The following is a 24,412-nucleotide window of genomic DNA, read 5'->3' as shown; positions in this document are numbered from 1 at the left end:
CACTATCTAATTACACTACCTTCCTGGAACTTTTCTACAGGTGCCACAAAAGTGAGTTTACCTTCGGCATTTTCTGCCATCAGGATCATTCCCTGCGATAGAATTCCTTTGATTTCGCGTGGAGCAAGATTTACGATCATACTTACTTGTTTCCCCACTATATCTTCAGGTTTATAATATTCGGCAATGCCAGAAACCACGGTTCTTTCATCAATGCCTGTATTTACCGTTAACTTTAACAGCTTTTTGGTTTTCTCTACCTTTTCTGCAGCAACAATAGTGGCTACACGGATATCTATTGCCGAAAAATCTTCAAACTGGATATTTTCTTTTGCCGGAACAGCAACTACATTATTTGCCGCATTACTGGCCTTGCTTTGGTTCAATTTCTCGATCTGGAAGTCGATTTCTGCATCTTCAATTTTATCAAATAAAAGCGCCGCTTCTCCAATATCGTGGCCACGTTTTAACAGGCTAACGGTACCAGCATCATCCCAATCATGGCCGCCATTTTTAAGCATCTTCATTAACTTTTCTGCTGTAAATGGCAAAAAAGGTTCAATCAGGATCTGGATATTGGCAGCAATTTGAAGTGCAATGTGTAAGATGGTTCTAACACGGTCTTCGTCGGTTTTAATGAGCTTCCAGGGCTCTGTTTCTGCCAGGTATTTATTTCCTAAACGGGCAACATTCATTACTTCTGATAATGCTTCTCTAAAACGATAGTTTTCGATAGAAGCTGAGATTTTTGCGGGGTAAGCTGCCAGTTCATCAATAACAGCCTGATCTACTTCAGTAATTCCCATACAGGTTGGCACTGAACCACCAAAGTATTTATGCGTAAGCACCACCACCCGGTTTACGAAATTCCCAAGTATGGCCACCAGTTCATTGTTGTTTCTTGCCTGAAAATCTTTCCAGGTAAAATCATTGTCTTTAGTCTCAGGCGCCGTTGCGGTTAATACATAACGCAATACATCTTGTTTCCCTTCAAACTCTCTTAAATATTCATTTAACCAAACCGCCCAGTTTTTAGAAGTCGATATTTTTTGACCTTCCAGGTTTAAAAATTCGTTTGCGGGCACATTATCAGCCAGGGTATATTCGCCGTGCGCCATTAACATCGCCGGGAAAATAATGCAATGGAAAACAATGTTATCTTTACCGATAAAGTGAACCAATTTAGTTTCGTCGCTTTTCCAGTATTCTTCCCAACCACATTTATCGTTTTCGTAACTGCTGATGTAATATTCTTCGGCTTTAGGGTTCCACACATCGAGTTTGGCATAATTACAAAGCTCTTTTGTGGCTGAAATATATCCAATAGGCGCATCAAACCACACATAAAGCACTTTACCTTCAGCATCGCGCAATGGAACACGCACGCCCCAATCTAAATCACGTGTCATTGCTCTTGGCTGCAAACCAGCATTTAACCAGCTTTGGCATTGGCCGTATACATTCGGGCGCCATTCTTTGTGGCTTTCGATATAGGTACGTAAACGGTCTTCGTATTTATCAAGCGGTAAAAACCAGTTTTTGGTTTCTTTTAAAATTGGTTTATCGCCTGATAGGGTAGATTTTGGATTGATTAGATCGGTAGCATTAAGGGTAGAACCGCAATTTTCGCATTGGTCGCCATAAGCATTTTCGTTACCACATTTAGGACAGGTACCAGTAATGTAACGATCGGCCAAAAATTGTTTTGCCGTAGCATCGTAATATTGTTCGGTAATTTCTTCTGTAAACACCCCTTTTTCATAAAGTGTTTCAAAGAAATCAGCAGCAGTTTGGTGATGCGTAAGCGATGAAGTGCGGTGATAGATATCGAAAGATACGCCAAACTCTTTAAAAGAATCGCCAATAATTTTATGGTACTTATCTACCACTTCCTGCGGCGTAATTCCTTCTCTTTTGGCTTTTAAAGTAATGGGTACACCATTTTCGTCAGAACCACAGATGAATTTTACATCGCGTTTATTCGACCTTAAATAACGGGCATAAATATCTGCAGGGATGTAAACACCAGCCAGGTGCCCAATGTGAACTGGCCCATTGGTATATGGAAGCGCTGCAGTTACGGTATATCTTTTTATTTTACTATTATCCAAAACAATTTTTATTAATTTGGCAAAGATAAGTGTTTTGAAGATGATTAAGCAGCCCCCGTATTTAAAAAAAGGAGATAAGATTGCCCTGGTATGTCCGGCAAAGAAATTACCCAAACGTATAGACCATGCCATAGCATTATTGGAAAGCTGGGGTTTGGAGGTTATTATTGGCGAAAGTGTATACGCCAGCCATCACCAGTTTGCAGGAACCGATGCTTTAAGAACTAAAGACATTCAGCGCTTTTTAGATGATCCGTCTATAAAAGCCATTATTTCGGGCCGTGGCGGTTATGGCACCATCCGGATTATTGATGACCTGGACTTTACAGCGTTTAACAAGAATCCTAAATGGGTTGTAGGTTTTAGCGATATTACTGTTCTGCTATCACACCTGGTTGCGCAATGTAATACCCAATGTATGCACGCGCAAATGCCCTACACATTTGAGGAGTCTACGCCAGAAGCTTTACTTTCTTTACAGAAGGCTTTATTCGGCGAAAAACAGTCGTACGAGTTTGAGAGTGCATTTAAAAACAGGGCAGGAGAGGCAACAGGAATTTTGATTGGCGGAAATTTAACTTTATTGGCCATGTTACAGGGTTCGGTATCAGAGATGGACTTTCAAGGTAAAATTCTTTTTATAGAGGACGTAGGAGAACACGAATATAGCATCGACCGCATGTTACGCATGTTAAAGCGGGCAGGCAAACTCAGCCATTTAAAAGGACTAATTGTTGGTGCTTTTAATGAAATTGAAGATGAAAAGATTTCATTCGGACAAACCGTTGATGAGGTAATTTGGGATATTGTTAAGGAATATGATTTCCCAGTTTGCTTTAATTTCCCAACGGGACATATTAATAACAACCTCAGTATGGTTTTAGGTGCCGGGGTGAATTTAAAAATAGAAACAAATAACGTTCAATTTAAATATTTATAAGATGGCAATTTTAGACAATTTAGGAAAATACCGCAATACAGGTTTGTTGCTGATCCGTATTGGTTTGGGTGTAATGTTTATTATTCATGGTTTCCCGAAACTTGCAGGCGGGCCTGATGGCTGGACAGGTTTAGGAGGAAGTATGAAAGTAATTGGCATAAACTTTTTACCTGTATTTTGGGGTTTTATGGCCGCCGTTTCCGAAACCTTTGGTGGTTTCCTTTTGATTGTGGGATTGTTTTTCCGTCCGGCACTAATCTTATTAATCTTTACGATGATTATTGCCGCACTGGTTCATTTTGGCAAAGGCGATGGCTTACAAGGTGCCAGCCACGCCATTGAATTGGGCATTGTATTTTTCGGGTTGATTTTTATTGGCCCGGGGAAATATAGTGTGGATAAGAAATAAGCTTAAATTCCTTCATGTAAAAACAAAGGCCTGGAAAATTTCCAGGCCTTTGTTTTAGCTTAGCCCTGCACTATATCACTATTTATGGTATGGTTACAGTAATGGTATAAAAGCGTTTTACCGTCTGCCCATTTCCGAGGGTGGCGGTAACCGTTAAAACAACCGAACCACTTGTACCAGAAGTTGGAAGTGGCGCATCAGCAGCACCCCTTAAATCTTTAACCAGCTTGGTAAAGGTATAAGTACCGTTGCTTACATTTACTGTACCAAGGTTGTTTACAACAGTTCCTGTTAGTGTAGTAAATGATAATGTTTTTATATCGCCAGTATAGGTAATTACAATATTTACAGTACCTGTGCCTTTAACAGGTGTAGTGGGTGACGAATAGCTGGAATAGTTGGCTATTGTATTGCTTGGATTGCCATCAAAAACAATAGTAGCAATTGTATCAAGTGTTTCTGGCTGTTTTGGATCTTTTTTGCATGAGGCTAAGCCTAAAACCGATGCAAGTAATATGATTAAAATTCTTTTCATAGTTATAATTATTTATCCCAAAATACAGATTTTACAAATACTGAAGGTCGGGCTGGTGTGTTAGGATTGTAGCTTCTCTCATTAAATGAGTATGGCAATATGCGCGGAATGGCTGTTGCAGGAGATACTGGCGATAGTACAGGAAAGCCTGTTCTTCTCCAGTCTGTCCACGGCTCTATGGCCACGCCAAAGTTGGATACAAATTTTTCTTCGATAATTTTTTGCAGCGCATTACCTGTTGCCAAAGTTCCATTTGTTGAAGCCAGATAAGTAGCTAAGCCGCCAGTAACAGCGGTTGCTTCTGTCCCATCTGAAAACTCAATTGCACTTGCAAATGATGCAGTGATACCCGCTTTATAATAAATATCTGCTGTGGTTAAATCATTTCCTCCGTTTGTTCTGGCAAAATATTCTGCCAAAACCTGATTTTGCTCAGCAAAAGTTAACATTCTTATGGGTGCTTCACCAGAATAAACACCTGCTGAGAGTTTACCTCTAAGATAAGTGCTCATGCGTGAGAAAGCAGTGCTTACTACTACATCGCCATTGCCATTCGTGGCGCCAACATACGTATTACCCTGTAAGGTGAAAAATGAATTTCTTCTACTATCAGTCTTGGCATTCATGATATCAACCAAAGTTTTACTCGGAAAAAACTGATTTGGTCTCGATCCTTCAAATTGGTGAATAGGGTTGGTTTGGTTGGCAGAACTTAAAAACTTCATTTGAAAATTATCGGTATTTGCCCTTAACAGTTTATTCGCAGCCAATATAGCGGTTATGCCTGTTTTAGCTTTTGTTGCGTCTGCAGCAGTTCCGTTAGTAGAAAAGTAGTGGATATACATCCTAAGTTTTAAAGCATTTCCAAAACGCTCCCATTTATCCATATCCCCACCATAAAATAAGTCATCAGTTGCAGGTGCCAATAAAGAGGCTTTTTTGATATCTGCAATACCCTCATCAATTAAAGCAAACACATTGTCATATATGGCCGATGATCCATCAAACTTAGCCTTTAAATTAGCCTCATAACCAATAGCCTCCGAATAAGGCAGATCTCCAAATGCATCAACATGGGTTTGATAAACATAAGCTTTTACCAGCTCTGCAACGCCCGCATATTTTGGACTTGTAGCTTTAGTTTTTTCGATCACTTTCTGTAAATCGGCCAAAGTACCTGCAAAAGTAGCTTCCCAGGTATTATTGATATCAGCTTCACCTACAGCATACTTATCATATTGTGTTGGTTGGGCTGAACCACCTCCCTGCGCAGCAAACTGCTGTACCCATAAGGCAGTAAAACGATGTATATCCGAACCCATTGTAAATCCTAGTCTACCCTGAGCAGCGGGCAGAACCAAACTGGCATCAGGATCTTTTAATCGCGTAGGGTCATCGTTAATGTCTACAAATTTCTTACACGAGCTCAGTCCTGTCGTGGCTAATGCCAATCCAAAAACTATTTTCTTTATATTAATTTTCATATTTAAACTCTCCTAATACTAAAATGATAATTTTAAAAATCCACCATAGGTTCTTGTCTGAGGCTGGCCGTTATACTCAATTCCCTGTCCGTTACCCACACCCAAAAGGTTATTCTCTGGATCCAGATGAGGGAAATTAGGCGCATACATCAAAAGGTTTCTTCCTGTTAACCCCACATTAATCCCTTTTATAAAGCTCAGTTTGTTTAGTAATTTGCCCGGGATGCGGTAAGATAGTGTTGCTTCCCGTAACCTGATCCACGAACCATCAAAAACGGCATATTCCTGCGCTGCTGAAGAGTATAAATCGCCATAGTATTGTTCGGCCGTAATTAAGGTATTGTTTGGCGTACCATCGGCATATACTGCGTTGTGCATATATAAACGATCTCTGTTACCTGTTTCTGCAGCAACACCATATCTTCTTAAGTCGGTAATTGTTCTCGAATATATATCGCCACCATAACGGATATCGGCAAATAAGCTTAATGATAAACCTTTGTAAGAGAAGGTTGTATTTACACCACCAGTCCATTTTGGGTTTGGATCGCCAATAGGCTGTAATTCTGTGGTATTGATCTGGCCTGAGCTTAACCTACCGTTAGCATCAACAACATCCTTCCCATTAAGTTTTTTAAATACCTGACCGAATAGTGTTCCATACTGATACCCGGTAACAATACGGCCCTGTGGATTGGTAAAACCACCATTACCAATAAAAGGCACACCCGGCGCAAGCTCTACCACTTCATTTCTGCCTTTGGTAAAGTTTACAGATAAATCCCAGTTAAAGTTTGTAGATTTTATTGGCGTTCCACTGATCAGCAACTCAATACCATGAGCTTTTAAGGTTCCGGCATTTAACAGGGTACTGCTAAAACCAGAAGAGGGCGCGCTAGGGACAGAAAATATAATGTCGGTACTTTTGGTGCTGTAGTACGCAATATCGATACTCAACCTGTCTTTTAAAAGCTTAGCCTCTAAACCAACTTCTCTTGAAGCCGTAAATTCGGGTTTGATATTAATGTTACCAGCAGCATTTGAAAAAGTTTGACCATTTACCCCATTAAATGGAAAGATAAGGTTTGGCCCAAAACCATCAGAAGGACCTGCAGTACCAAAATAAGTACCTGTACTGTAAATTGGCGCCTCTCTACCTACTTTCGCGTAGTTAGCCCTGATTTTTAAATAAGTTAAAATATCATTTTGTTTTAACTGAGGGAAAGCCTCTGTTGCAATAAAACTGGCATCTATTTTAGGGTAAAAATAACTTCTTTTATCAGGGGCAAATGTTGAAGAAACATCTCTACGCCCTGTAAAAGATAGATAGGCAAAAGATTTATAATCCAAACTAATATCGGCATATACCCCTACTAAACTTTGTTCTCTTATAGTTTGAAGCGGAACATAAGTTAAGGTATTAGAGATATTGTAGTTATGTGCTGCCTGTATACCGTTACCAGTTACCTGCAATTGATCTGTTCTTCTGTAGTTAATTTCGTTACCCAACAAAAATCTGGCGCCAAAGTCTTTTAAAAACCTTTTGTTGGCTACTAAATTGAAGTACGAACTTACCTCACGCCTGTTGGTGGTGTTATCAATAATAGAACCAGCCCTGCTTGCCGATTGGTTATTGTTAGATGATTTTTCATTAATAGTTTTCGATACATTGGTATATTGATCGATACCAATTTTATAATTAGCACTTAACCAATCTGCTATTTTATAATCTAAACCAACATTGCCAATGGCACGATCTATCTTTTGTTTATATAAAACATATTTAATTGACCAGAGTGGGTTATCCGTTCCTAAAATATTGTAATAAGTATAGCCCGCGTTGGGAACACGACTTGTTGGTATATTATTTAAACCTGCAGCAGTTTCAAATGGATAATTTGCAAGGTTATAAGTTCTGGGCAAAGTCATACCATCGAATAACGGATTAGACCTTGCATTACCGACAGGGGTACCCACAGAATTATTATGGATGTACTGAATTGAAGAACTAATGGTTAGATTTTTACTTAATTGCGTACTTGCATTAACAGTAAAGTTATTTTTCGCCAAAGTATTATTATCGATATACCCACTTTCTTTAAAATTTCCATAATTAAAGTAATAGGCTGTTTTTTCGGTACCACCAGAAAAAGTAACATTGTTCTGTAAGTTATATCCTCCTTTAAATATATCCTTAACATTATCTGGGTAAGCGGTAAGGGTTTCCGGATTACCCAGGTAATTGGTAACTGTTTGTCCGGTTATCTTTGTTCCCCATGACATTTGAGAGAAAGGATCGTACAAGCCATTGGTTCCTTGTGAGTATTCATTCTGATAATCTGGCAAGCGGTTAACTTCGATATAATTGTAGTTACTACTTAATTCTACTCTTCCGGCCTGGCCTTTACTTCCTTTTTTAGTGGTTACAATTACCGCTCCGGCAACAGCCCTGGAACCATAAAGTACGGCTGCAGCTGGTCCCTTCAAAATCGTTACAGACTCAATGTCATCCTGGTTTAGATCAATACCCCTATTCGAATTTGTACTTCCTGTATTTACGGCTTGGTCACCTCCACCATTATCAATAGGAATACCATCCAGTACCCATAACGGTTGGTTCGATCCGGTAAAGGTTGTGGCTTGCCTGATATTGATATTTGATGAAGCACCTGTTGCACCACCTGTTGATAAAATTTTTACTCCCGCTACTTTACCTGCCAACGCATTTACTACATTGGTTGAACGACCAGCGGTTAAGTCGCTATTCTTAACTGTTGTAGCAGCATAACCTAACGATTTGGCTTCTCTTTTTTGGCCTAATGCCGTTACCACAACTTCTGATAGTGACTTTGAATCTGTTTCTAAAGATGCATTTACAACGCTACCCCTGATGGCAATTTCTCGCATGGAATAGCCTACTGAAGAAAAAATCAGCACTTTGGCACCAGCACTTACCTTGATGGAGAATTTACCCGCAGCATTTGTAGAAACGCCGGAGTTCGACGCGTCTTTAATTCGTACACTTACGCCAGGGAGAGGTAATCCATCTTCCTGAGCCGTAACTGTCCCAGTGATTGTTCGGTCTTGCGCTATTGCTGAGGTGGCAATAAATAGCAATATGAACAAACTTTGTAGAAGTTTTTTCATAAAAAAAGTTTAGTTTAGTTAATAATCTTTCCTAAGATATAACTTAGTATTGTGTAATGCAAATTTTACAATTACAATTTTCTAACAATTGATATTCAATAAAAAACCTCAATTATTGCAAATAAAAAAGGGATTACAATTAATTTGCAATCCCTTTTTTTATAGTGTAAATCCTGTTAGAAAGTATTAACCAACGGATTGGTATTTAACTCACCAATAGGGATTGGGAAAGTATATCTTTGATCCGTAACAGGAATAGAAGCTCCGGCACCGAAAGATGGGAGTGGTGCTGCTTTCCTGGCTAAATCATTGTATCTGAATCCTTCAGCAAGCAACTCAATTCTTCTTTCTTTAAGAATTGCTGCTTCCAAAGCTGCAGGTGTTGTTAATGCACCGTAAACATATGTTGCATCAGAACGTGTACGAACCACTTGCAATAATGCTTTAGAACGAACCAGATTACCTCCTGGGGCTAACGCTTCAGCCTCAGCCACGTTTAACAAAACTTCTGCATATCTGATCATCGGTACAAAATCAGTAAATGGAGACACTGCACCATACTTGATAGGATATGAATGGAGCACGCCAGAAATGGTTGCATCTTGTGTTAAAGCAGATTTTCTCGCATCTGTAGTTGGCCATGCAGGATCTATATAAATTCCAGCACCTGTTTTGTTTAATGAAAACTCCAGGTTTCCGTTTCCGGCCCAGCTGTAATAATAACCTAATTGATTCTGCGTTCCCGGGGCGTTTGTATCTGCCATTGGGAAAGAGAAAATAGACTCTGAGGTGGTAAAAGGTGCGGCAAAAACGTTTACAATATTTGCCTGCAATGCATGGGCAGTTCTGGCAGAATTGGTAAATGGTGCTGTCGCCGGAACCAATTTATTACCTTCCTCCAAAACCTTTGCATAATTTCCCATAGCTAAATATACTCTGGTTTTTAAAGCAATCGCTGTATTTTTGTGTGCACGGGTTGTACGTAGTAAAGCAGTTCCATAAGTATCTGGCAAACCTGCTTCCGCCTCATCAAGATCCTTTAGAATTTGAGCATATATTGCAGCAACCGTGCTACTTTTCAATGCGTTATTTGCCAAAGATGTTTCGGGGGTTAAACGCAATGGCAAACCTCTTGATGCTCCTGCATCAGAAACATAAGGCTTGGCAAAAATCTGAATCAATGCAAAATAATTTAATGCCCTGATAAATTTAGCTTCGCCAGCATAATTTGCATTTAATGCAGGTGTTAAAACTGTACTATTCTTCGCTAATCCATCTAAAAAAAGGTTTGCCCTGTTAATCGTTAAGTATGCTTGCGAAAAGAAGCTGGCAACATAAGTATTGGTCGAGTTATTTGTACCCTGATAAACATCATAACCCGTTACACTATTACCCGTTCTGTTAACAAATTCTTCAGCCCTGATATCATTATAGATCAGATATCTTCCGCCAAATAAGGAACCATTTTTTGAAGAAGAATAAAGTCCGTTGATTTGGCCTAAAACTCTGGTAGGGTTAGCAAAGGCATCCTGATCAGGAAGCGTTAGTTCAGGAGCCTTTTCCAGGAACTCTTTTTTACAAGAAGAGATGCTTCCAACTAAAGGAATTGCAAGTATAGCCGCAGTAGCTAACTTCAATTTATATGTTTTGATATGAAATAATTTCATGAATATGATGATTAATAATTATAAACCTAAACTAATGCCAAATGTAAATGATCTGCCCTGAGGGATAGAGTTACGCTCTACTCCACTAGCCAGGTTACTGTTACCATTGGTCGAGATTTCCGGGTCTACACCAGTATAGTTCGTGATCAAAAAAGCATTGTTTACTGATGCGTAAACCCTAATGTTGTCAATTCCTGACTTACCAAAAACAGTTTTTGGAATTCTGTAACCAAAGGTTGCTGCCTGAAGACGTAAGAAATCACCCTTCTCCACATTCGCGTCAATTGCAAACGAAGAACCGTTTGAAACGTTATCACCATATACCACTCTTGGAATATTTGTTTGAGTATTTGTTGGCGTCCATGCATTTAAAATCTCTGTTGAGTTATTCCATACCCGTTGATCTAACAAACCGGCACGAGAACCATTATAGATATAGTTTCCGCCTGAAAAAGTAAACATCAGGTTTAAATCGAAGTTACCATAGTTGAATGTGTTATTAAAACCGCCATACCATTTAGGCAATGTTCCACCTATAACCTGTGCATCCCCCGCTGGAGAAGGAGCTGGTGTTCCGTCAAGATAGGTCCATGCATTAGCCCCGCCAAAATGCTGGTACTGAACTTCACGGCCTGCAGCATTGATATAAATTCTTCTGCCATTTGCAGGATTTACCCCGTTTGTTTTTACCGCGTAAATACTACCAATTGATTCACCTACTTTAGTAACACTTGCAGATTCTAAACCGCCAGTTGTACCAATAATCTGAGAGACGTTAGGATCTAAAGCTGTTACCTTATTTTTAATGGTAGTAAAGTTTAAGTTGGCTGTCCATGAAAACTTAGTTGTTTTGATAGGTGTACCACCTAATGCAAACTCAAAACCTTTGTTGTACATCGAGCCTACATTTGCAAGGATGGTTCCTTGAGGATCATTGGGAATGCCTTTAGATAAAGCCTGAGGCACGTTTAACAATAAATTATTAATATCCTTTTTGAAGTAATCGGCTTCGAAAGTTAATCTATTATTAAATAAAGCTAAGTTTAAACCAAAATCTAACTGGTTACTGGTTTCCCACTTCAGCTCTTTATTACCTGCCTGTCCAAAAATCCACGCAAAAGGAGTTACGCCATAAAGACCTGGGCTATAAGTAGTATATTCGCTATAAGCAGGAACATTTGCATTACCAACTCTACCATAACTCGCTCTTACCCTTAACAAATTAACTGTTTTACCTAGTGATGAGTTTTTAAAGAATCCTTCTTCTGAGATTGTCCATCCCACAGATCCACCACCAAAGTTTCCCCATTTGTTTTCTGATGAAAGTGCGGAATTACCATCTCTTCTAAAGTTAGCACTTAAGTAATATTTACCCTTATAGTTATAACTGGCACTGGCTAAATAAGCCTGAAATGCAATTTCATTAATGCTATTACCTCCTGGTACATTTGTGGTGAAAGTTCCCTGAAACTGGTTGAAAAAAGTTGGATCACCTAATCCCTGACGGATGGCGCCCCAGTTTACCGTTCTTGTATTCTGTACATCATTGCCAACTGTTAAGCTTAAATTATGTACACCGTTAAATGTTTTTACATATTGTAATGTATTAATCCAGTTCCAGTTATTTCTTCTCGCCGTATTGTTATAAGCGTAGCCATTAAAAGAGTATCCATCACCTTGAAGTGGGTTCCAGAATTGAAGGTTTTCTGTATTGGCTCTTTCCCAAGAGAAATTAGACCTAAAATTTAATCCGTCGATAATCTTGAAATCGGCACCAAGGTTAGTTAAAAACCTGTTGTTTTCTGAGCTATTTAAATCCTTATCAACTAATACCGTTGGGTGTGCCCATGTACTGGTAATTAAGTTTGCTGCGTTACCTACGTTATTCGCTGAAATATTATAACTACCATCAGCATTGTAAACAGGAACATTAGGCGCAATTGCAATTGCAATACGGCCCAATCCTGATGAGTTAAATGCCGCTCCTGGCGCTGATCCGCTATTAGGTGCACGATTGATACTGTTATTATAATTTACATTCATGCTTAAACTTAACCAGTCTGTAGCTTTATGCGTTGCATTTATACGGGCAGAATATCTCTTAAAAGTATTGTTTTTAAGGAAACCATCCTGATCCGAAATTCCACCTGATAAATAATAAGTTGTTCTTGCGGTACCACCACTTAGAGTTACGTTATGATTTTGAGATTGAGCTGTTCTGTAAACCTCATCATACCATTTGGTATCGACAATGGAACCGTCTGCATTATAACTTGGAAAGAAACTCTTGTTATTTGCATCACGCTGCGATGCAGGTACTGCATTTGGATTTAAAACCAAGGCATTTGCAATTGCAGTATTTTTACTATCGATGTATTGCTGAGCATTTAAAAGTTCCGGCAAACGCACAGCATTGTTAATCCCATACCATCCATCATATGTAATTTTAGCATCACCTGTTTTACCTCTTTTGGTTGTAATTACCAAAACGCCGGCTGCAGCCCTTGAGCCATAAAGTGCGGTTGATGCCGCATCTTTCAAGATATCGATGGTTTCAATATCGGCAGGGTTAATATCACCAAGCGGGTTATTGGTTGCAGAGTTTGCCGAAGCATCAGTAGTTGGAAAAGGAATCCCATCAACCACTACCAATGGAAACGAGCTAAGTGAAATCGAACTCACACCCCTTACACGAATAACAGGAGGATTGTTTAACAAACCATTTGGCTGAATAATGCTAACACCGGCAGCCTGGCCTGTTAAGCCCTGCACAAAACTTTGTACAGGCTTATCTTTCAAATCTTCACCCTTAACACTAGATGCAGATCCAGTGAAATCTTTCTTTTTGGTAACGCCATAACCAGTAACCACAACGTCCGTTAAGGTTTTCGAATCGCTCTCTAAAGCGATATTAAGTGTTGATCCTCCACCAATTGATTTTGATTGAGTAACATAACCAATATAAGAGAATTCTAAAACCGATGCCCTTGAAGTTACACGCAAGGTGTATTTACCATCGGCTCCGGTTGTAGTTCCGCCAGAAGCGCCTTTAATTTTAACACTTACACCAGGAAGCGGCATTCCGTCTTCCTTACCCGTAACTGTTCCAGTGATTGTTCGATCTTGCGCTATTGCTGAGGTGGCAATAAACAGCAATATGAACAAACTTTGTAGAAGTTTTTTCATAAAAAAAGTTTAGTTTAGTTAATAATATTACAATATAGGATTTAGTATTTTGTGATTCAAATTTGCCAAAATAATTTTTTTCTTGATTTTATTCACACCTAAAAAGAGTTATACTACGAGAAAGAGCCAAATCACTAACAAAAACCGCCAAAAAACCAGAAAACTATCTATAAATAGCGAAAAAAGAACAATCAATTTGAACAGAAATGATACAAATAGATTAAAATGACATTAAGAGCCTGTTTAAATTTGGTTCAATAATAATTTATGGCTGATAGTTTAACCACATTTTCAGATGATTCCATCAGGAGTCCATAGTTTCTGCAAAGTTTTCTATCATTGTCAGACCAGGCATATGTTCTTTCAATTACCCATCTTTTATTGACAGGTTTAAATTCGGTGGTCTTCTCATCAGTTCTCATAACAACCTGAATTCTTTAACCGAACATTTTCTCTACCTTTTCGGCAATCTCTCCCCGATACCCTCCTCAGCAATAATAACCTGGTACTGCAGCATATCTTTCAGTATCCGCATTAGCAACATTATGACTTTGCTATCGTGAACATGGGCTACAAGTTATCATTACAGCAACCAAAAAACCGTTTTTATCCACAATAACATGCCGCTTAAATCCTTTTTACTTTCTTGCCATCGTAACTATTCAAGGCGCGGTTGTTTCCACATTGGACACTTTGACTGTCTAATATTCTCAAACTTTCTTGGGGATTTTGTCTTTTCTTTATCCTGATATGTTCCCTCAACATAGCTAACAACTAGTCAAATTCTTCTAAATCTGACAATTTCTTGTAATAATAATAAACCACCTGCCATTTGGCAAAGTTTACAGGAAGCATTCGTCACAGGCATCCTGTTTTAACTAGGTATTGAATCGCATTCCAAATAGAACGTAAATCATGTTTGTTTACGATCCGTAAATTGTAAGGTCTTTTTTATAAATCACCAATGGCTTTCGCTTAAATTGGTTGGATAAATTTTCATTCTAATTGCTTTTGTAGTTACTCACAATTAATATTTATTTTTTGAAATAGGCTTAGTATTTATCAAGTGCCCATTTCAATTAATTTATCCAACCAGCGATCTCCTTTTATTCACTTCTCAACAAATACTCACTTTTATTCAGCCATTTTTAAACAGGCTTTTAAGGAATTAGATATAAACTACGTGGAATACATAAAGAGAAAATTTCTTTTTTTTATAAAATTTTGACTCGTATTTTAATAGCAAATGGATATGATTAATTGTAAATTTATAGAAATAATCATTTTAACATGAAAAATCTCTTTCAAAAAACAGTCGTACTATCATCAGCTTTTATATTACTTTATTTAGCAAGTCACGCACAATTAGGTGTAAATCTACAATTGGCAAATAATGACGTAAATTATTCTGGAAACACAACTAAAGGAAATAATGATATTTCATATTTATACGAAACGTGGAATAGGGGATCAGTAAAATTGGCTAATGATAGCTTATACAAAGGAATCAACTTAATGTATGATTTAAGCAACGACCGTTTGATATTTAAATCAGATAGTGGCCTACCACAGTTGTTTAAATTAGGAGTAAAAGAATTTACTATTTCATCTCCAGAGAATGGGGGAACAAGTAAAAAATTTAAATCTGGGTATCCATCAATTGATGGCGGAAACGAGAAAACTTTTTACGAAATTCTTTCAGAAGGAAAAATAACTTTATTAAAAAGAGTACAAATGAAAAGGGTAGAAGAGAGGGAGGCAGGAATGCTTTATTCCGTAAAAAAAATGAGACCTGTAGACACCTATTTTATTGAAAAAGCAGGAAAATTAGAGAAAATTAAGAGAGAGAAAAGCGCCATATATTCAATTTTATCAAAAGATAAAATTGAAGTAGATAATTATATATCCAGCAATAAATTAAACATAAAAAAGGATGGTGATCTAGCAATTTTATTTGATCACTTTAATGCTTTATAATGCTATTTTTTATCCCTAATTGCAAATAGTACTACAAAAAGAAACGGCCGTTTGTATAATTACAAACGGCCGTTTTTTATAAGAATTTTAATTCTCTGTATGAAAACAAGATTATCTTATCGTGATCAAGAACATACGATATCCTTGATTTCCACTAATAATATAACCTGATTTATCTACTGAAGATATTACAACAGGTAATGCATAACGAACACCTGATGTTAATGTAGCAGGTACAAATGTTAAAGTAACAGATGCATCTCTCCCGCCCGCTGCAATTTTTGCCACACCAGCATTGGATAATGTGTATTTATCAGCTGGAAGCCTGATAAACTTTGGATTAGACGTTATTGTTGCATTGTATGCCGTAATTTTTGCATCAGTTGCATCTCCGGCTAATGTAACATTTAACTCCTCTGATGCTGGATCTTTCGCAGAAAGATGTACAGGAATAGTAATTGTTACCGGAGTAGTAGCTGGCAAAAATGTTGCAGGAGTAGTAGCTGGAGTAACCGCCAATGGGTATGTTCCGGCCACAGTAAATGTAGTACCTGTTGTTGGAATATTCACAACCTTGTTGTCTTCCAGCGAGTCGTTAATTCCATATAAATTACTTTCGTAACCTTTGTCTTTAAGACACGAGCTTAAGCTCATGGTAACACCCGCAAATAATAATAATTTTATAAATCTTTTCATTTCAATTTCCTTAAGTAGTTAAATTATTTATCCCAAAAAATTGCTGAAGTTTGTGGATTTATTGTTCCCTGAGCAGCAACATTTGCAGCGTTATAGTTATACTCAGTTTGTGGATATGCCAATCTAAGAGGAATAACATTGGTAAGTCTATTTGGATTTAATGATAATGGAACATTAGGGAAACCTAATCTTCTATAATCAACATAGCTTTCAAAATTTGCTAAACCAATTAACCCTAAATATTTCTGCTCAACAATTAATTGAATTTTATTTGTTGCGGCAGCATAACCAATAGAGGGATTAGCTGCCCCAGCGGTTAAGTAAGCTTGACCAGTACCTGCACCAACACCTAAATATGCAAATGATTCTTTAACAGCATTTTCATATAAAGTTTGTGCACTTCCTGAAATCCATCCTCTTTCTGCAGCTTCAGCTTGTAAGAATAAGCTTTCAATAGCTGTAAAAACCGGCTGCGACTGTGTAGCAAGTTTTGCCAAACCAGGACCAGCAACATCTGACTGATTTTGCTGTTTATAAGGATCGTTATTTGGAACTACTTCTCCAAAGTTAACTCCTTTATATGTATTTCCATTTAATGGAGTAACAGCAGGACTGAAAACATATTGATAACGGATATCATTTGTAGAGGTAAACTTATTCAGAACATAATTATTTGCTCTGTTGTACTGATCTGTAACACCTAATGCTGTTATTTTATACGTATTCCAGAATGGATTTTGTTGCTTATCTACTACTGCATAACCAGGGTTAACAAGAGCTGCTTGCGATCCTTGATTAATATAACCGGCACCATCCGCAGTGATCTGCCCAACTACTGTATTACGGGTTGCAGCTGTTACTACTTGCGACTCGTGAATTAATAGCTTTAAGCGCATAGTGTTTACCAATCTTCTCCAAGATTCGGTATTACCACCGTACATCACATCAGCAGATTTAGTTGATGCATCAATACCATTAGTTTCTGCTTGTACAAAAAGTTTTCCTGCAGCATCTAACTGAACAAATAAATCAGCATAAATATCTTCACCTTTATCATAAGCAGGAGTAATATTTCCTACAAAATCAAAAGCTTTAGAATATGGAACATTATTATATTGATCAACAAGGTACATATAACCAATTGCTTTTAAAGTTTTAGCAGCCCCTTCGTAAAAAGGTTCTCCACCTTGCTTAGCTTTCTTCTCCATTGTATTGATATCATTAAGAATATCATACCAACCTGTCCACTGTGTGCTCTGGAAAGCAGTCGTAATAGCATAAGATTCAATTTCAATTGATTGGCCATACGAACCTGAGTGACCCCAATAGCTCATCCAAAAGGCTGCATAATCAAAAGTAGTACCCACCCTTACACCTACGTTATGTAGTGCCCTTGGTAAAAGTACCTTAGGAGTAATCGATTGTTCAGTTGGAGAATTTGGATTCTCATTAATATCGAAAAACTCTTTTTTACAACTTGCAGTAAATAACAACACCGCTGCAAAAAATGGATATATAATTTTTTTCATTTCTGTCCTATTTAATATTGTTATTAAAATGTAATCGTAATGTTTCCACCAATAGTTCTGGTTGGAGGATTGATTGACGAATTACTTATACCTGCTTGATTACCTGAAGTAACACCAGTTGTACTGCCATTTCCAAAATTTGCAGCAGCAGGGCTAAATGTAAAATCAGGATCTGTGTACTGATTTGATTTAGGTAACCATAATGCTAAATTTCTTCCGGTTAATGCAACGTTTAGTGCTTTAATAACCTTTTGACTACCAAAAATAGATACCGGGATATCATATCCTACTGATAACTCACGGAATCTCCATGAAGCAGCACTAGTAATGTAATTGGTAGCAACACTTCTGGCAACACCAGTAAAAAATGTTTCTGGGTTATTAAGGGTTACATTCGTATTGGATACATATTGTCCGTTAACTAACACAGAAGAATTAGGGAAAATAAATCTTTCGCGGTTATTAATTCCAGACAGTGCCGATACACCAGTCCAAGACATTGCATTACCAATATCATTGTAGTTCATATAACCGCCTTTGTATTCGAACAACGCAGAGATATTTAGACCTTTCCAACGGATAGATGGATTTAAACCAACAATCCATTTAGGAAGTGTATTACCATAAATTTTTGTATTTGGGTCAGCAGTAGGGGCACCTGTAAGTGAATTCACGATTACTCTTCCTTCTGAATCTCTAACGTAATCTGTAGCTCTGATTACGAAAGCCGGATAACCTTTAATTGCATAGTTACCTGCATAGGTATATCCTCCAATTGAAATTTGGTCCAATCCAGGATAGATTTGAGTAACGTCACTGGTGTTATAGGTTGCATTTGCTTTGAAGTTAATACGAACCTCACCTAAATTTACCAAAGGTGTTAATCCTAAATCTAATTCGAAACCTTTATTAATAAATGACGCTGCATTTACGTTTGCTGTAGTATAACCAGTTGCAGAAGATAAGTTGATCGGAACAATCTGATCAGTCATATTCTGACGGAAATAAGTTGCCTCAATATTAATTCTGTTCTTTAAAAAACCTGCCTCGATACCCACCTCAGTGTTTTGAATAAATTCTGGTTTTAAAAGTGGATCGTAAACAGTATTATCAGCTGCATAACCTGGTACAGTACCATAAGGGAAACCACCATCTTGCGAGAAAGTTGCAGCTAAAGAATAAGCAGTTATATCAGCATTCGCTGTTTTATTCCAGCCACCCCTTAGTTTCAGATATGAAAGAATATTGCTGTTTTTTAATGCTTCAATTGCATCTGTTAATACGAATGATGCACTTACTCCTGGGTAGAAGTATGAACTATTGTCGTCACTTAAAACTGATGTTTTTTCGTTACGTCCAGTAACCTCTACGTTTGCCCATCCTTTATAGCTTAATGCAGCACTACCATATAAAGCAAATAACCTGGTTTGTCTGAAAGGAGAAGAGCCAGTTAAATTACCCGTACGCTGAGAAATATTATTTAAATCAGGTACAACTAAAGATACAGCTCCAACACGGGTATCACGGCCATTATCACCACGAAGGTAAGTACCTAAAACACCTGTAATTTTAAAATCATCGCTAATCTGTTTGTTAAAGTTCGCAAACAATTCAGATGATAATCTCTGAGATCTGAAAGAACGTTCTTCCAGGTTAGAAGCGATAGGATTGAAACCTCTAGTGGCTGTACCAAAAGAATTAGGCGTTTCGCCTTTAGAAATCCTGCGCTCATCAGTTGATTGAGAGGTTAAACCGGCTCTATAGTTTAACGACATCCAATCAGCAACTTTAAATTCTAAGTTTAAATTAGCAAGAAAATCTGCTCTTCTTCCTGTTTTTCTAAAATTATCAATTGCAAAATATGGGTTTAAGCCATAATCAGTATAATAGTAATTATATGAAGCATAAGGATTGTTTTCAAAATCCTTGTATTTCTGTAAATCGATGTATCCGGCAGTATTGAACAATAAGTTCATTAAACCCTGATTTAATCCCACATTTTGAGAAGAGTTAAAATCAGCCATACCTTCTGAATCAAACAGATTATAGTTTTGTTGAATATAATTCGTGTTCAAAGCAACTTTTAACCTACCATATTCTCTTGATGCATTTAAACGGATACCTGTTCTACGATTTTTATCATCCGGAACAATACCTTTAATATTTGCATCCTGTAAGCTTAAGAAGAAGTTTTTATCTCCATAAGAAACATCGTTCTGTATAACAGAACCAGTGTTAAAGAAATCCTTTCTTGAGTCTTTATTGCTATATGTTTCTGTTTGAGTAGTTAAAGGACCAAAACGAGGATCTACAACTCCAGTTAAATCTGGACCGATATCAATTGTTGAACCATCATAAGCAGGACCCCATGACCAGTTTTCGATAGGAGTGTACTGGCCACCAACAGCGTTGTTACCACCACCACCTAAACCAAATTTTTCTTGAAATTTAGGAAAAAAGCTTATTGATTGAAATTGAGTTGAATTACTAACTGTTACAACAGGCTTTCCATCTTTCGTACCTTTTTTAGTAGTTACAATGATTACTCCATTTCTTGCATCAGATCCATAAACAGCTGCACCAGCAGAACCTTTTAAAACAGTTACATCTTCGATATCATTTGGGTTCAATGAAGAAAGGTAATTGATATCAGATTGAACTCCATCTAACAACAATAATGGGTTATTGTTACCAGTTAGTGAACGGATACCACGTAAGTTTATTTTAACGTTTTCAAATACACCACTGTTGGTTGTAGTAATATTTAAACCAGAAACCTTTCCCTGTAAACCATTTGCAACGTTTACTGCATTTCCAGCAGTTATTGTTTCATTGTTAACAGAGGTAGCGGCATATCCAAGTTCTTTTTTCTGTCTTTGAATTCCTAATGCACCAGTAATTACAACTTCACCAAGTTGTTGTTGATCAGAAGCTAAAGAAACTCGTAAAATGCCACTAGCTGGAATGGCAACAGTTTGAGTTTGAAAACCCAAGAACGAAAATTTTAAACTTGAAGTACCCGATGGTACATTAAGACTGAATTTACCATCAGCAGAAGTCTGTGTTCCGCTTTTAGCTCCAGTAATCGTAACACTTACACCAGGAATTGGTAATCCATCGTCCTTTGATGTAACTGTACCAGTGATTGTTCTTTCTTGTGCCATTGCTGTAATAGCAATGAACATAAGTATGAACAAACTTTGTAGAAGTTTTTTCATAATTTGAAATAGGTTAGTTAATGATTATTTATTTAAACCGCTAATATAATAGAGCTGAGTAATAATTTAACAAAATTTAACAAATTTACTACATAATGACTTTATTTTGACAATAATAATGTCTGATTAAAAAGGCGGATTGGGGAAATTTTCTACAGAATGCGCGAGACTGTTGGTTATTATAATCATATTTTATCCCTAAATGAGCAGAAATTGACGTTAACTGGCTGCAACAGCATTATTTAGATTTAAAAAAACCGTGCCAAAATCATTGTGGTTTAAATTGCCGGATCTTGCATTGTATGGCCATATTTACATTGTTCATAAGCTATAAAATCTTTTATTAGCTTAATAGAAGCATGGTTGTTGTAGTACCTGAACTAAGGCACCATTTCAAAACGGTACAGTCCGATTTCCTAATTACCTCAATTCGATTAATATTTATTTATAATAACCAATTTTAAGCCAATGAAACTAGCGCGATCGCCATGCTTAATTTATTTTACAAGTAGAATAGTATTTTAAGTTGTCCTGCAGCTAGTCCATGGTCAGCATCTTCCCTGCTAAATGGGCCCTAAAATAAATCCGATAGCTATCGGATCAGGGTGACGCTATGAACGAAAATGTATGTAGTATACTTTTAAAGGAGTATTAATAATTAAACTGAGGTTCATAAGTTAATGAAGCAGGTCTAGAGAAAAAATCGGATAAATGGAGTTTTTGATGAAACAACTTAAAAGTTTCTGGCACCTTCAAATAATAAAAAAGGAGCATAAAACCGTAGTCTTATGCTCCTTTTTGTACTATCTTTAAAGGACTTTACGTCTCCTAAAAATTTTGACGCCCCAACATTGGGTTAATGATCGTCGCCAACAAATTTAGTGCGGTGGTAACCTTTAAGGTGATAAACCGTACCAGGGGTTTCATCATCTGAAAAAACAACATCCAATGATATCGCATCAGTTTGTGCTTTAGATGATGGGCCAACAGCGCCATTAGGTGTTATTTTTCCATTAGTTACCGTAAATGTTAAGCCTCCAGGATATGTGCCTGCATTAGCAATATTTTGTCCGCTAAATGTTTTGCTATCCAAGTTTACATTTACCTTACCAAAAACGGTATTATCAGCATCTCCCTTTAAATTAGTCAGATTTAACCACATTACGCTTGATGAATTATCAGCGGTATTGTAGGTAGATACGCCATAATAATCACCTTCACCGTCAATCTGTACCCACCACTCACCAGACAGATCTTGTACTGCTGTGCCGCCAACAGGCTCGTCTTTTTTACAAGCAGATATGCTTAGTACAAAAAGGGTTAGTATATAAAAATATTTTTTCATCGTTTTATAATTATTGTTTAACAAAGGTTCTAACTGCCGTACCGTAACCTGGATTCTCTACTGCCCAGGAATAATTACCAGAAACTAAATTTTTACTCTCTGTATTTGATCCCCAGGGACCGCTATCTGTATTTTGTTGTGGAATATCGATTAAGCTGCCTGTAGGGTTTATTGCAATTACATTAACAGATGTACCCGTTGCAGCACCGCCTGGATTATTCACCAGATAAGCGCCAGGTGCTAATTTGGTCCATTTGGTAATGGTTCCTGTAGCAGCTCTTAAATAATCTCCTGAAAAATCGTTAGCTAAAGCATCGGCTTTGGTATCATAAACCACTACCGACCTGGTTGTTGTGGCTGAAAAACCATCGGCATTTGTAGCCGAATAGGTAATTAAATATACACCAGCCGTAGCCGTATTTGGTAATCCTGTAACTTTCACTTCGATGTTGCTTGTACCTGCCGCAGCTGTTGCACCGGCATCAGTATAGGTTGCTCCTTTTGCTACTGCTACATATTTATCACCTTTCATGGTAATGATTGGGAACACCGTTATTTTAGAAATACCTACATAACCTTCCGGGTAATCAAAGGACTCTTTTTTGCAAGAGCTATAAGTCATGCTTATAACCCCCAATATGATTATTATTAAATATCTTTTCATCTCTTTATCAATTATAAACACTATTTACCCCACCAAACTTTAGTTGTAATTGGCACCTCTGCAGGCGTGTTGCTGTTTCTATCTCTTGATGATGCCGGAAATACCAAACGTTTAGGCAACAAGCCAGCAGTAACGCCATTTTTTGAAAATACCCATTCGCCAGGAACATAGTTGTCGAGGTCAGTTGAATACACAGCACTTTTTTTAGGGTATCCGGTACGTTGTTGCTCAAAAAATGCCTCCAGGCTATGTGAACCCGCAAAAGAGGCCCATTTCTGAACAATAATTTGCTTTAGCTTTTCCTCAAAGGTGGCACTTGTTGGGTATTTCAAGTAATCAGAAGGAATTTCATCTCCTAATCCAACCTGGGCAAAAGCTGCTCTAACACCATTCTGATACATCGCCTCAGCACCTGCTCCTCCAAAATAACGCTCCAACGCCTCAGCCTGCATCCAGTAAGATTCTGCAGCAGAAATAAACCAAACCGGATCTTTAGCTGTTTGTGCAAAAACGGTTGCGCCTGCATAAGTAGGCTGTTCAACTGCGGTAGCAGTATAATCACCTTGATTCATCGGCACCGGGTTAGCGGTTCCAAAATAATAATTAACCCTTGGATCATTGTTTTCCACCAACCAGCTGGTAAAGGTTTTACTTGCCCTTAAATTGGTAGTGGTATTTAAACGGCGAACATTGTATTCATAAAAAGGATTACTGTTATCAGGCGTACCCTCAAACGTAGCAATGCCAGCGCCGGTAGTTAAAAAGTTTGCACCATCGGTATATAGTTTCGTAATGCCGGCTTGTGCTTCTGCAGGTTTTGCATTAACCATCCTTAAATACATTTTTAACTTTAGGGTGTTTGCAAATTTAGTCCAGAGATCCATATCACCACCAAAAAGAAAATCTGTTTTTTGCTGGTCGCTGTTTAATGGAACACTTAAATAATCTTTGGCCAGGGCTGCATTTATTTCGGCAAGTAAGCCTACATAAACGGTATAACCATCGTCGAATTTTGGCTGCAGGTTATCAAGGCCTTTTAGCGCTTCGGTATAAGGAACTTTATCGTATAAATCTACCAATACCTGATAGGTATAAGCTTTCATTACCGTCGCCATTAAATTATAACGCCAATCACTTTTGGCTACAGCTAAATTTATAGCCAATTGATAATCGGCCAAAGCCCCAGAAAACAGTTCATTATAACTGCCATTCAAGTCGTTACGGGTTAGCGCATAAGCGTCAATGGTTTTGTACTGGTTTGACGCATTTGCCTGTGTGTAATACTGCGACCATATGCCGCCCAGAATGGTGAGTTCGCCACCAACACGTCCTGCTGTAGAAGCCACTGCCGAAGGAAATAATACTTCAGGGGTAGTGGTTTCAATTAAGGGGTTGTTTGGACTTACGTTAATATCAAGTGTTTTCTTACATCCAAAAGCAAGAAACACCACTGCTGATAACATCAGCGTTTTATATTTTATATGATTATTTTTCATTACGAGAT

General features: G+C 37.7%; 15 protein-coding genes. 3 read left to right on the top strand and 12 right to left on the bottom strand.

Going from position 1 to position 24,412, the window contains the following annotated elements; genetic code table 11:
* Nucleotides 1-2: 2 nt before the first annotated feature.
* Nucleotides 3-2,111: a methionine--tRNA ligase gene (gene metG / locus KYH19_RS20915; protein WP_219076519.1), complete on the bottom strand. Its 2,109-nt coding sequence runs from the start codon at nucleotides 2,109-2,111 to the stop codon at nucleotides 3-5.
* A gap of 40 nt (nucleotides 2,112-2,151) precedes the next feature.
* On the opposite strand from metG, the gene KYH19_RS20910 reads away from it, so the two are divergent.
* Both KYH19_RS20910 and KYH19_RS20905 read left to right on the top strand, forming a co-directional pair.
* Nucleotides 2,152-3,051 (top strand): LD-carboxypeptidase, encoded by a 900-nt coding sequence (locus KYH19_RS20910; RefSeq protein ID WP_219076518.1) that lies wholly within the window; start codon nucleotides 2,152-2,154, stop codon nucleotides 3,049-3,051.
* 1 nt (nucleotide 3,052) lies between these two features.
* A complete protein-coding gene (locus tag KYH19_RS20905; RefSeq protein ID WP_121285502.1) occupies nucleotides 3,053-3,460 on the top strand; it encodes a DoxX family protein in 408 nt (135 codons plus the stop codon).
* An 82-nt stretch (nucleotides 3,461-3,542) separates the two neighbouring features.
* Here KYH19_RS20905 and KYH19_RS20900 read toward each other — a convergent pair whose 3' ends face one another.
* The 5 genes from KYH19_RS20900 to KYH19_RS20880 form a co-directional block, all read right to left on the bottom strand.
* Nucleotides 3,543-3,995, bottom strand: a complete 453-nt coding sequence (locus KYH19_RS20900) for a hypothetical protein (protein WP_219076517.1) — start codon at nucleotides 3,993-3,995, stop codon at nucleotides 3,543-3,545.
* A gap of 8 nt (nucleotides 3,996-4,003) precedes the next feature.
* Nucleotides 4,004-5,479, bottom strand: a complete 1,476-nt coding sequence (locus KYH19_RS20895; RefSeq protein ID WP_219076515.1) for a SusD/RagB family nutrient-binding outer membrane lipoprotein — start codon at nucleotides 5,477-5,479, stop codon at nucleotides 4,004-4,006.
* 18 nt (nucleotides 5,480-5,497) lie between these two features.
* Nucleotides 5,498-8,626 carry a SusC/RagA family TonB-linked outer membrane protein gene (locus KYH19_RS20890; protein WP_219076514.1) on the bottom strand — a complete coding sequence of 1,043 codons (3,129 nt, stop codon included), beginning with the start codon at nucleotides 8,624-8,626 and terminating at the stop codon, nucleotides 5,498-5,500.
* Nucleotides 8,627-8,802: 176 nt separating this feature from the next.
* Nucleotides 8,803-10,293: a RagB/SusD family nutrient uptake outer membrane protein gene (locus KYH19_RS20885; RefSeq protein ID WP_219076513.1), complete on the bottom strand. Its 1,491-nt coding sequence runs from the start codon at nucleotides 10,291-10,293 to the stop codon at nucleotides 8,803-8,805.
* A gap of 18 nt (nucleotides 10,294-10,311) precedes the next feature.
* Complete coding sequence (locus tag KYH19_RS20880) at nucleotides 10,312-13,479, bottom strand: TonB-dependent receptor (RefSeq protein ID WP_219076512.1); 3,168 nt, start codon at nucleotides 13,477-13,479, stop codon at nucleotides 10,312-10,314.
* Nucleotides 13,480-14,769: 1,290 nt separating this feature from the next.
* On the opposite strand from KYH19_RS20880, the gene KYH19_RS20870 reads away from it, so the two are divergent.
* Nucleotides 14,770-15,456: a hypothetical protein gene (locus KYH19_RS20870; protein ID WP_219076510.1), complete on the top strand. Its 687-nt coding sequence runs from the start codon at nucleotides 14,770-14,772 to the stop codon at nucleotides 15,454-15,456.
* Between the two features lie 111 nt (nucleotides 15,457-15,567).
* Here KYH19_RS20870 and KYH19_RS20865 read toward each other — a convergent pair whose 3' ends face one another.
* From KYH19_RS20865 to KYH19_RS20840, 6 genes are all read right to left on the bottom strand, one after another.
* Entirely contained in the window at nucleotides 15,568-16,152 is a 585-nt protein-coding gene (locus tag KYH19_RS20865; protein WP_219076509.1) for a DUF1735 domain-containing protein, read from the bottom strand.
* 23 nt (nucleotides 16,153-16,175) lie between these two features.
* Nucleotides 16,176-17,681: a SusD/RagB family nutrient-binding outer membrane lipoprotein gene (locus KYH19_RS20860; protein WP_219076508.1), complete on the bottom strand. Its 1,506-nt coding sequence runs from the start codon at nucleotides 17,679-17,681 to the stop codon at nucleotides 16,176-16,178.
* 23 nt (nucleotides 17,682-17,704) lie between these two features.
* Nucleotides 17,705-20,899: a SusC/RagA family TonB-linked outer membrane protein gene (locus KYH19_RS20855; protein WP_219076507.1), complete on the bottom strand. Its 3,195-nt coding sequence runs from the start codon at nucleotides 20,897-20,899 to the stop codon at nucleotides 17,705-17,707.
* Nucleotides 20,900-21,755: 856 nt separating this feature from the next.
* On the bottom strand, nucleotides 21,756-22,244 hold the full coding sequence (locus tag KYH19_RS20850; RefSeq protein WP_219076506.1) for a lipid-binding protein: 489 nt from the start codon (nucleotides 22,242-22,244) through the stop codon (nucleotides 21,756-21,758).
* A 10-nt stretch (nucleotides 22,245-22,254) separates the two neighbouring features.
* Complete coding sequence (locus tag KYH19_RS20845) at nucleotides 22,255-22,908, bottom strand: immunoglobulin-like domain-containing protein (RefSeq protein ID WP_219076505.1); 654 nt, start codon at nucleotides 22,906-22,908, stop codon at nucleotides 22,255-22,257.
* A gap of 20 nt (nucleotides 22,909-22,928) precedes the next feature.
* Nucleotides 22,929-24,404 (bottom strand): SusD/RagB family nutrient-binding outer membrane lipoprotein, encoded by a 1,476-nt coding sequence (locus KYH19_RS20840; RefSeq protein ID WP_219076504.1) that lies wholly within the window; start codon nucleotides 24,402-24,404, stop codon nucleotides 22,929-22,931.
* Nucleotides 24,405-24,412 lie beyond the last annotated feature (8 nt).

This window comes from Pedobacter sp. D749 (assembly GCF_019317285.1).
In the GTDB taxonomy this organism is placed as follows: Bacteria; Bacteroidota; Bacteroidia; order Sphingobacteriales; family Sphingobacteriaceae; genus Pedobacter.
Note: the sequence above shows the minus strand (reverse complement) of the source record. Positions and strands in the feature narration are given on the sequence as shown.

Coding starts and splice junctions, on each gene's coding strand:
- KYH19_RS20845 (WP_219076505.1), bottom strand. CDS start 22,908: ATGAAAAGATATTTAATAATAATCATATTGGGGGTTATAAGCATGACT.
- KYH19_RS20840 (WP_219076504.1), bottom strand. CDS start 24,404: ATGAAAAATAATCATATAAAATATAAAACGCTGATGTTATCAGCAGTG.
- KYH19_RS20890 (WP_219076514.1), bottom strand. CDS start 8,626: ATGAAAAAACTTCTACAAAGTTTGTTCATATTGCTATTTATTGCCACC.
- KYH19_RS20855 (WP_219076507.1), bottom strand. CDS start 20,899: ATGAAAAAACTTCTACAAAGTTTGTTCATACTTATGTTCATTGCTATT.
- KYH19_RS20885 (WP_219076513.1), bottom strand. CDS start 10,293: ATGAAATTATTTCATATCAAAACATATAAATTGAAGTTAGCTACTGCG.
- KYH19_RS20870 (WP_219076510.1), top strand. CDS start 14,770: ATGAAAAATCTCTTTCAAAAAACAGTCGTACTATCATCAGCTTTTATA.
- KYH19_RS20895 (WP_219076515.1), bottom strand. CDS start 5,479: ATGAAAATTAATATAAAGAAAATAGTTTTTGGATTGGCATTAGCCACG.
- KYH19_RS20850 (WP_219076506.1), bottom strand. CDS start 22,244: ATGAAAAAATATTTTTATATACTAACCCTTTTTGTACTAAGCATATCT.
- KYH19_RS20910 (WP_219076518.1), top strand. CDS start 2,152: ATGATTAAGCAGCCCCCGTATTTAAAAAAAGGAGATAAGATTGCCCTG.
- KYH19_RS20900 (WP_219076517.1), bottom strand. CDS start 3,995: ATGAAAAGAATTTTAATCATATTACTTGCATCGGTTTTAGGCTTAGCC.
- KYH19_RS20860 (WP_219076508.1), bottom strand. CDS start 17,681: ATGAAAAAAATTATATATCCATTTTTTGCAGCGGTGTTGTTATTTACT.
- KYH19_RS20865 (WP_219076509.1), bottom strand. CDS start 16,152: ATGAAAAGATTTATAAAATTATTATTATTTGCGGGTGTTACCATGAGC.
- KYH19_RS20905 (WP_121285502.1), top strand. CDS start 3,053: ATGGCAATTTTAGACAATTTAGGAAAATACCGCAATACAGGTTTGTTG.
- KYH19_RS20880 (WP_219076512.1), bottom strand. CDS start 13,479: ATGAAAAAACTTCTACAAAGTTTGTTCATATTGCTGTTTATTGCCACC.